This window comes from Gryllotalpicola reticulitermitis, assembly GCF_042651345.1.
GTDB lineage: Bacteria > Actinomycetota > Actinomycetes > Actinomycetales > Microbacteriaceae > Gryllotalpicola > Gryllotalpicola reticulitermitis.
Map to the genome: position 1 here is coordinate 68,927 of NZ_JBHSCN010000001.1, position 7,841 is coordinate 76,767.

At 67.2% G+C, this 7,841-nt stretch carries 11 protein-coding genes and 1 pseudogene; 9 read left to right on the forward strand and 3 right to left on the reverse strand.

What is annotated here, in order from left to right:
* Nucleotides 1-226: 226 nt before the first annotated feature.
* Nucleotides 227-709: a GNAT family N-acetyltransferase gene (locus ACFOYW_RS00395; protein WP_390226562.1), complete on the forward strand. Its 483-nt coding sequence runs from the start codon at nucleotides 227-229 to the stop codon at nucleotides 707-709.
* A 58-nt stretch (nucleotides 710-767) separates the two neighbouring features.
* Here ACFOYW_RS00395 and ACFOYW_RS00400 read toward each other — a convergent pair whose 3' ends face one another.
* The gene (locus tag ACFOYW_RS00400) at nucleotides 768-1,010 is read right to left on the reverse strand and encodes a hypothetical protein (protein ID WP_390226563.1); all 243 of its coding nucleotides are present in this window, start codon (nucleotides 1,008-1,010) and stop codon (nucleotides 768-770) included.
* A 212-nt stretch (nucleotides 1,011-1,222) separates the two neighbouring features.
* Between ACFOYW_RS00400 and ACFOYW_RS00405 the strand changes: the two genes are divergently transcribed.
* Complete coding sequence (locus ACFOYW_RS00405) at nucleotides 1,223-1,450, forward strand: hypothetical protein (protein ID WP_390226564.1); 228 nt, start codon at nucleotides 1,223-1,225, stop codon at nucleotides 1,448-1,450.
* A 55-nt stretch (nucleotides 1,451-1,505) separates the two neighbouring features.
* Here the strand turns inward: ACFOYW_RS00405 and ACFOYW_RS00410 are convergent.
* Nucleotides 1,506-2,453 (reverse strand): annotated as a pseudogene (locus ACFOYW_RS00410) (ATP-binding cassette domain-containing protein).
* Nucleotides 2,454-2,710: 257 nt separating this feature from the next.
* On the opposite strand from ACFOYW_RS00410, the gene ACFOYW_RS00415 reads away from it, so the two are divergent.
* From ACFOYW_RS00415 to ACFOYW_RS00430, 4 genes are all read left to right on the forward strand, one after another.
* Nucleotides 2,711-3,037 carry a hypothetical protein gene (locus tag ACFOYW_RS00415; protein ID WP_390226565.1) on the forward strand — a complete coding sequence of 109 codons (327 nt, stop codon included), beginning with the start codon at nucleotides 2,711-2,713 and terminating at the stop codon, nucleotides 3,035-3,037.
* A 247-nt stretch (nucleotides 3,038-3,284) separates the two neighbouring features.
* Nucleotides 3,285-3,512 carry a hypothetical protein gene (locus ACFOYW_RS00420; RefSeq protein ID WP_390226566.1) on the forward strand — a complete coding sequence of 76 codons (228 nt, stop codon included), beginning with the start codon at nucleotides 3,285-3,287 and terminating at the stop codon, nucleotides 3,510-3,512.
* Nucleotides 3,513-3,858: 346 nt separating this feature from the next.
* Nucleotides 3,859-4,725: a hypothetical protein gene (locus tag ACFOYW_RS00425; RefSeq protein ID WP_390226567.1), complete on the forward strand. Its 867-nt coding sequence runs from the start codon at nucleotides 3,859-3,861 to the stop codon at nucleotides 4,723-4,725.
* On the forward strand, nucleotides 4,722-5,129 hold the full coding sequence (locus ACFOYW_RS00430; RefSeq protein ID WP_390226568.1) for a GntR family transcriptional regulator: 408 nt from the start codon (nucleotides 4,722-4,724) through the stop codon (nucleotides 5,127-5,129). Before ACFOYW_RS00425 ends, ACFOYW_RS00430 begins: the two co-directional genes overlap by 4 nt.
* A gap of 37 nt (nucleotides 5,130-5,166) precedes the next feature.
* On the opposite strand, the gene ACFOYW_RS00435 is transcribed toward ACFOYW_RS00430, so the two are convergent.
* Nucleotides 5,167-5,664: a DUF5946 family protein gene (locus tag ACFOYW_RS00435; protein ID WP_390226569.1), complete on the reverse strand. Its 498-nt coding sequence runs from the start codon at nucleotides 5,662-5,664 to the stop codon at nucleotides 5,167-5,169.
* A gap of 40 nt (nucleotides 5,665-5,704) precedes the next feature.
* On the opposite strand from ACFOYW_RS00435, the gene ACFOYW_RS00440 reads away from it, so the two are divergent.
* The 3 genes from ACFOYW_RS00440 to ACFOYW_RS00450 all read left to right on the forward strand — a co-directional run bounded on the left by ACFOYW_RS00440 (nucleotide 5,705) and on the right by ACFOYW_RS00450 (nucleotide 7,569).
* Nucleotides 5,705-6,085, forward strand: a complete 381-nt coding sequence (locus ACFOYW_RS00440) for an iron chaperone (RefSeq protein ID WP_390226571.1) — start codon at nucleotides 5,705-5,707, stop codon at nucleotides 6,083-6,085.
* A gap of 114 nt (nucleotides 6,086-6,199) precedes the next feature.
* Nucleotides 6,200-6,796 (forward strand): RNA polymerase sigma factor, encoded by a 597-nt coding sequence (locus tag ACFOYW_RS00445; protein ID WP_390226572.1) that lies wholly within the window; start codon nucleotides 6,200-6,202, stop codon nucleotides 6,794-6,796.
* On the forward strand, nucleotides 6,793-7,569 hold the full coding sequence (locus ACFOYW_RS00450) for a hypothetical protein (protein ID WP_390226573.1): 777 nt from the start codon (nucleotides 6,793-6,795) through the stop codon (nucleotides 7,567-7,569). Before ACFOYW_RS00445 ends, ACFOYW_RS00450 begins: the two co-directional genes overlap by 4 nt.
* The last annotated feature ends 272 nt before the right edge of the window (nucleotides 7,570-7,841 follow it).

The following is a 7,841-nucleotide window of genomic DNA, read 5'->3' on the forward strand; positions in this document are numbered from 1 at the left end:
TACAAAGCGGTGATGATGCCGCCCACGAAGTTCTGGCTCGTCTTCGCACTGCTGGTCTGCCTATTCCGGAGCGACCGAGCGACTCCCGGTAAGCTCCGGGGCCGGATGGATCCACCGGCGCGCCGGGGTGGCATCGGCGTCCAGTCAGCGCGCCACGCGGTCTCGGTGACGGATCCCGTTGCGAACGACCCCTGGGTGCCCCCAGTCGGCCTGTAATGCTGGAGCCATGAATGACTCGTTCGTCATTCGCCCGGCGGACCCAGATGAGATCGACCCGTGCGTCAGCTTGTCGGTTCGTGCCTGCGCTGCGCGCGACGGAGAGCCGGTGGCGGGTGTCGGTGAGCGCGCCGAGGCGAAGTTCTCAATACAGGTGTCCTGGCTGGTCGCAGACCGTTCCGGGCAGCCAGAAGGTTTCGCCCTGGCGACCAAAGCAGGCACGGGCGCTGCAGGCGACCCGGTTGACGCCGCCGTGCTCGGTCTGCTGGTGGTGAGTCCGGAGGTGCAAGGCGTCGGTCTTGGCAGGCAATTGCTGCGCGCCATTGAGGCGAGCCTGTCCAGTCTCGGCTACCACCGGGCCGTTCTTCACGTGCTGGCTGACAACGCGGCTGCGGTCCGCCTTTACGAAAGCGAAGGATGGAGACGGCACGGGGAACCGTTCGAGCACAGCCTTCTGCACCGGCCCAGCCAGAGCTACGTCTTCGACTTCTGAGTGAACGCAGACCGATTCTTTGTCGGGCGCAATCCACGCTGCGGTTGGGGCGATTCGTTTAGTTGGTATCGCGGAGACGCGCAATGAGAAGGCCGGCTGCGAACGTCGCGGCCGCCCAGACCAGCAGCACAAGCACCGCGACGTCATCGTTCCAGGCGAAGGGGATGCCTTGACTGTCGCCGAGGAAGTAGGTCGCGTTGTCGAAGGGCAGCCAGCTGGCGATGTCCTTGCCGACGTTGGGGATGCTGGGAACGAGCCCTTCGATGAGGATCGGCCAGATGGTAACGGTGGCCGACCGCACCCGCAGTGCTTCGGATCAAGTTCGCGGCGCCGGAAGCGAGGAAGCAGGCAGCGAACGCCACGAGCGGCATGCCGAGATACAGCCGCGTCTGAAGCGCCCCGGTGACGTGCAGCGGGTTGGCGCTGTGATCGACTGCCGATCCGATCGCGACGGCCGCGACGGTAAGGATCGCCGCGACCGCTGCGCTGACCAATGCAACCAGGACGGTCTTGATGAGGATCGCCATCGTGCGGCTGCGGGTGACCTGGAAGGTCAGCGCCATCGTGCCGGTGCGGTACTCGGTCGTGGATTGCATCGCGGCCAGCACCATGAAGATCACGAGCCCGAAGCCGTTCACACCGTTCGCCGTGGTGAGCGGCGTGACTCTTATCCCCAGCTGCGTGCCGGAGATCGTCGTCGCGATGGCGAGCAGCACAGCGCAGGCTGCCACTGCGGCGTAGCACCAGCGCGGGGACTGCACGGTGGCGAACTTGATCCACTCGGCTCGGACGACGTTCACGACTCAGCCGTTCCCGTCGATGCGGAGGTCGGCGCGGCGACGAACTCGACGTCGTTGCCGGTCAATGCCATGAACGCCTCCTCGAGGTTCGCCGCGACGGGCGCGAGCTCACTCAGCGGCACCCCGGCCTGCGCGGCGATCGCCCCGATATCGTCGGTCGACGTGTTCTCCACGATCAGCGCAGTTCGGCCGGATTCGTCTGCTTCCTCTCTCGTCTCGAGCTCGGCTCGGCCGAGAGCGGCGCGCAGCTGCGGGAACTGGGGACTGCGGACTCTGACGCGGCCACGGCCGGCGGAGGCGAGGAAGTCACGAGCCGACGCGTCAGCCAAGAGCTTGCCGCGCCCGAGAACGACCACGTGCTCGACGACCGTGCTGACCTCGGACAGCAGATGGCTGGAGAGCAGAATCGCCTTCCCCTGCCCGGCAAGGTAGCGCAGCAACTCCTTCGTCCAGGCGATTCCTTCCGGGTCGAGACCGTTCAGCGGCTCGTCCAACACCAGCGCCAACGGGTCAGCCAGCAGGGCGCCGGCCAACCCCAGACGCTGCTTCATCCCCAGCGAGAACCGGCCCGCACGCCGCCGGGCTACGGACGAGAGCCCGACCAGCTCCAGGCACTCGTCAGCCCGAGCAGCAGGCAAGCCGCCCTAGGCTGCGAGCCAGCGCAGATGGTCGCGCGCCGAACGCCCGGGATGAACCCACGACGCATCGATCAGACCGCCGACCACCGTCGAGGGATGCGCGACATCGGCCAGGCGCCTGCGCGCGAACCGCACTTCCCCGCTGCTGGGGCGCGACAACCCGAGGATCATGCGCATCGTGGTGGTCTTTCCCGCACCGTTCGGCCCCAGGAACCCCGTAACCAGGCCTGACCGCGCGGTGAAAGTGAGATCAGTCACCGCCTGCCGCGCGCCGAATCGCTTGCACACCTGCCGAACCTCGATCATCTGCACCCCCGCCACGTCGGCCGGACGAGCTGCTGAGGCCGGCAAAGCTAGACGGTAGTCGAGGGGTAACAGCACGCGCGTCGTCGTGGGGTGCCGAGGCTGCCACCGGCTCGTAGTACCCAGGCACGAGATCCACTGCCCTCCGTACCCAACTGTGACTCGAGCGACGCAGCAGCCCGGGTCCGCTGCCTACACTGCTTGAGAAGCATTCCCAGGCCCCGTCGGCCGGAATTGCGGATGCGAGCGGGAGGAGCGCCATGCCATCGCTGGGCTGGGCGCTGCTCGAGCACCTCGTCTGGGCTGATGTCTGGGCACGCACCTCGATCAACGCGGCTGCGCAGCCAACGACGGCGCTCGTTCTCTTTGCTCTCGTCACGGCTTTGATGCTCGCGATCACGCACACCGTCCGCGCGATTCTGCTCACGCTGCTGCGCCTCGCCATGCGCCCCGGCGCACCACTCACCGCCGGTCGTCCGGATGACATCGGCGCTCATACATCCGCACGCATTCCCGTCGGTGGAATGGGACCCAGGGCACCCGGTCAGCGCTCGCGCCGCCGGGCGAGCATCGCGGCACCCGCCTAAGCCCCGACCCGAGAACACGAGCATCCCGGTCGCGGCCGGCTCTTTCAGTGCACTCGATTCGTGCCGCACTGCCCTCGGCGACGTCAGCCATTTTCCACTGACATCCGCCACAAGGAGCATCGCCATGCGCGCACGTTCGCGCCTTACCCTGCCTCACTCACCAACCTCGCCGCGACGGCGCCCACGCGTTCTCCGCCGCATCCGGCTTGCCTGCGCGATCGTCCGTCACGCTCTTCGGCGAATCGGAGTGCAGCTCACCCTATTCAGCGGCTGGACGTGGATAGCCGCCGGCTCGCTGATCGGATTCGAGATGTTCGACGTCATCTTCGGCGCCTTCCTGCTGGCGCCCGAGCTGATCCCCGCCGTCATCCTCACCCTCGCGCTCACCTGGTACTTCCGCCGCACACTCCACAGAGCGTGGCGACGAGGCCGGGCCCGCTGGCGCCTCGCGCGCATGACGGGGCGCCGACACTGACTCCGCCCGATCGTCGATCCGCTTGCGTTGGGTTCCTTACTTGTTATTCGTCGTGCTTGCATTGCGCGGATGGCGTTGCTGTCGTTGTCTGCGACAGGCCCCGTTCTCTTTGTACTAGTGTCACGGTACATAACTTGGAGGGGTCATGGTGTGGCTGATATTGCCGTGGGTGGCGAGCCTTGTCGGTTGCGTCGGCGTTGTTGTTTTCGCCTTCCGCGCACGTCGACGTGGTCCGTCGCAGACGGAGGAAGGGGTGCCGGTGCCGGGGCCGGACGCGGAATTGGTAGTCGCTGCCGTTCGCGGCGTCCGGCGGTGGGCTTCGTGGGCCGGCGGTGTCGGTGTCGTGATGGCGATCGTTTCAGCGATGGGGTTGCGCGTCGTCAGTATCGACCCGGCCGAACTGTCCCAACGGGTGCGGGACGGCCTCAGTGCGGCGCCCCCGACGTCGGGCCCTCTGCTCGCGTATGGCCCGCTGCTGGTGTTCGCGCCGTTGGCTGGGCTGGCGGTCTTCGCAGCCGTGATCGCCGTTCGTCCGGGTGCGCGATGGGAGGCCGCACCGAGCGCGCGGGAGGCCGATCTCACCGCCGAGCAACCGCCCCCGCTCTGGCGCGAGCTGGCGCGATTCGGTGCGGCCGCGATCGCGCTGCTGGTTCTGGTCGTGTTGGTTGGTGGAGCGGCGGGCTCCGGCTCAAGCGGCTCGGCGCTGACCGTCGCGGATGCCGGGCGCAGTGATGAGGTCGCCTATCCGGGGTGGAGGTACGTTCTGGCCGTCATTGTGGCCGTGCTCGTCGTGTCCGGTCTGGTCCTCGTGGCCGTCGTGCGGGCGCGAACTTCTCCAGGACCCGGGATCCACAGGTGGGCCGCAGCAGACCACGCCGTTCGGTCATGGCAGGCTGGCGTGGTCAGCTTGGCGGCGACGGTGGCAATGACGCTCAGTGTCGGGGTCATTGCCTGGAGCGTCGGCGCCGGCTATGCCACGATCGCGCGCTTCTCGGTCGTCGGCAAGTGCCGTTCGATCGGGCCGGGCAGCTCGATCTGCCGCCAGGTCGGCGTGAATTACGCGCAGCCCGCTTTCGCGGTCGGGGTGAGCGAAGTCGTCTTCGGAGCGATCCTGGTGGCCATCTCGCTCACTCTCATGTTGGTCATTGCGCAGCGCATCCGCCGGGGGATCCGCGTTGTGGTGATCTCGCCGACCGACACGGTTCCGGCGTGATCCGCGTCGACGACTTCGACCCCACACCTGTCTTCGAGCAGATCCGCGCGCAGATCGCTGCGCAGATCCTTACCGGTGCGCTCCAGACCGAGCAACGGCTGCCGACCGTGCGGCAACTCGCCCGCGACCTGCGCATCGCGCCCGGAACTGTGGCCCGTGCGTACCAGCTTCTCGAAAGCGAAGGGCTCGTCACTACGGGAGGCCGGGCCGGCACGCGCGTCAGTATCGATGCCGACCAATACCCGGACGTGTTGGATTCTGCCTTCGACTACGCCGACAAGGCACGCGTGAGGGGCCTCAGTCTCGAACAGGCCGTCTTCGCGCTCACCGCGGCATGGAACGCAGACATCACACAACGGCGCCCGCCCGAACACAGCGCAGAAGACCTCCCGACCGGGCGCTGACACGGACCCCTTGTCGCGCTCGTGCGGACTGCGGCCGTCATCCTCCCGCAGCGAGTGCTTTCCGGATGGTCTCGTGATGCTCAGCCCACGAACCCCAGACCGCGTCCGCCCACTCGCGCGCCCGCCGCTCATAGCCCTCGTAGTCCGGCGCATCGAGCATGTGCAGGACCGTCAGATCGCCGGGGCCGCTGTCGCGCTCGAGTCGCGGGAACCCGCCCTGCAGGTGCACGAGTGTTCCGAGCAGCCGCGTCGCGGACGCCGGCGCGAGGCCGCGCTCGAGCATGGCGCACAATGCGACCAGGTGAACGAACACCGACTGCCGGTCTCGACGGTCCGAGCCGTCACCGGGGTGCTGCGCCGCGTACGCGTCGACGACCAGGCGATGCGCCGGCGGATAACCGAAACGACGTGACTCCTGCGCCTGAACCTCTCCGAACTTTTTCCAGCAGCCGGCGGAGCTGTGAATGTACGGATGCGTCGGGCCGTCGACATCCGGGACGATCGCCCCGCACCCGAAGCACGGACCCGCCGTCATAGCTAGGAGGCTACCGCCACGCCTGGCTACCATGAGCGTCATGGCCCGGTTCTCCACCGTCGAGGATTTCCTCGACGCCATCACGGTGCCGGCACAGCGGCAGAAGATCGAAGAGCTTCTGCACTGGGTCGCCGGAACGTGGCCTGAGCTGGAGCCGGTCATCAAATGGAACCAGCCGATGTTCCTCCACCACGGCACGTACATCATCGGCATGTCGGTGTTCCCGAAGAACATCGCCATCGGACCAGAGGCCGAGCTCATGGATCGGATGCGCGGCGACATCGAGGCCGCGGGCTACACGACCACCCAGAGGCTCTTCCGGATCGGCTGGGACGACCCGATCGACTACGCGCTCCTGACCCGCATCATCGAGACCCAACTCACCGAAAAGGCCACCGTCTCCGGCCTCTGGCGCCCCTGAGACCCACACAGCAAAACGCGCAACCCCCCACAAGCAGATCCGCTTGCGGGCAGCGGAATGCTGGCTCGATCAGCGTCTCTGTGACACTTTGGCCACGGGCGGACATTACAAGGTATGGACGACGACACAGCCGACGACGCAGCGATCTGGCAGAGAGCACTGGCCGGGGACGGGGCTTCGTTCGCGGCGTTGTTCCGCCTCCATCACCCTCGCGTCTATCGCCGCATCCTCGGTATCGTCGGGAACGCCCATGACGCGCAGGAAGTGACCGCCTCGACGTTCTTCGAGCTGTGGCGGAAGCGGCGCGGAGTCCGCCTTGTGGGCGGCTCGGTGCTGCCGTGGCTGATCGCTACCGCCGTGAACCTTGCCCAGAACCGGCGGCGCGGCACCGCGCGTTATCGCAAGATGATCGACAGCCTCCCGCATTCGGATGCGCCGGATGCCGAGACCATCGCCACCTCGAACGTGGAGACCGAACTGCTGGGCGTCCGTCTCACCACAGCACTGCGCAAGCTGTCGAAGACGGATGCCGCGCTACTGGTCCTCACCGTGCTGGACGGCCTCACCACCGTCGAGGCCGCGACCGTCGTCAACATCAACCCCGGTGCCGCGCGGATGCGCCTGCACCGAGCGCGCGAGAAGCTGCGCGCCGATCTTGCTGATGATCCAGCCTTGGCCGCACGACGCATACCCGAAGGAGAGCACGTATGAGCGCCGCAACCATGGACCCCGTGTTCGCTGCGGCGGTCGAGCGGGAGCTCGCCACGCTGGGCGCCGGTAAGAGTCGCCTGGAGCGGCGGCAGCGCCGCACTAGGACCCTCACGATCCTGCTGGGCGGCATCGCTCTGGCCGGTGCGATCACGGGTGCCGCCGCGGTCGTCAGCCAACTGCCCGGCACGACCACCACCGAGTCGCTGAGCAATCCGGTGTCGGTCACGCACACCGGGACCGGGACGATCGACCTCGGCCCGGCTCCCGCGCACGCCGCCGCGGTGATCCTGCACATCCAGTGCCTGAGCACCGGAACGATCCGCTTCGTCACCGAGCCGCAGGGCCCCTACGACGTCGGACCCGACTACGCCGGCATGACGTGCACCGGCACGAAGCCGACGCCGACGAACTTGAACCACATCACCGCGAAGGACGCCCAGCTTCCTCCAGCCGGGTCCACCTCGATCACCATCACTGCGACCCCTGGCACGAAGTGGACGGCCACCGCGAGATACGCCAGCCAAGCCATCAGCCCCTGGAAAGTGAACGCGCACGGGCAGACCTACGGCGTGGACAACAAGTACGGCCAGCCGGACCTCCAGTCCGCGCAGGCCACCAACGGCAAGCTGGGCTACATCTACACGAAGGACTTCCTCAACCCCAAGCGGCAGCCGCCCACGGTGTACGCCTCGAACGGTACGACGGTGCTCGGCCACCTGCGCATCGAAAGCGATACCCCGAGCACTACCCCCAGCGGCGGGAGCAGCAAATGACCGAGCCCGCACCGATCCGCCCACAGGACATCGAACTGCCACCCACACACCCACTAGACCTCACCTACCTCACCGAACGCGCTCGACCTAAGACGCCGCCGGCTGAGCCGCCATCCGTGTACGCTGCCGAACTCGATGGGCGCTAAGGGATCGGCCTTCGCGCGTGTGGGTCTGTCCGATGAACGGTGTTTCTGGGCTGGCGGTCATTAGTTGATGCGGCCCTCGAAAGCGATCGCGAACGCGTTCAGCGCCGGCTTCCATCTCGTGGCCCA

Coding starts and splice junctions, on each gene's coding strand:
- ACFOYW_RS00395 (WP_390226562.1), top strand. CDS start 227: ATGAATGACTCGTTCGTCATTCGCCCGGCGGACCCAGATGAGATCGAC.
- ACFOYW_RS00405 (WP_390226564.1), top strand. CDS start 1,223: ATGAGGATCGCCATCGTGCGGCTGCGGGTGACCTGGAAGGTCAGCGCC.
- ACFOYW_RS00415 (WP_390226565.1), top strand. CDS start 2,711: ATGCCATCGCTGGGCTGGGCGCTGCTCGAGCACCTCGTCTGGGCTGAT.
- ACFOYW_RS00425 (WP_390226567.1), top strand. CDS start 3,859: ATGGCGATCGTTTCAGCGATGGGGTTGCGCGTCGTCAGTATCGACCCG.
- ACFOYW_RS00435 (WP_390226569.1), bottom strand. CDS start 5,664: ATGACGGCGGGTCCGTGCTTCGGGTGCGGGGCGATCGTCCCGGATGTC.
- ACFOYW_RS00440 (WP_390226571.1), top strand. CDS start 5,705: ATGGCCCGGTTCTCCACCGTCGAGGATTTCCTCGACGCCATCACGGTG.
- ACFOYW_RS00445 (WP_390226572.1), top strand. CDS start 6,200: ATGGACGACGACACAGCCGACGACGCAGCGATCTGGCAGAGAGCACTG.
- ACFOYW_RS00450 (WP_390226573.1), top strand. CDS start 6,793: ATGAGCGCCGCAACCATGGACCCCGTGTTCGCTGCGGCGGTCGAGCGG.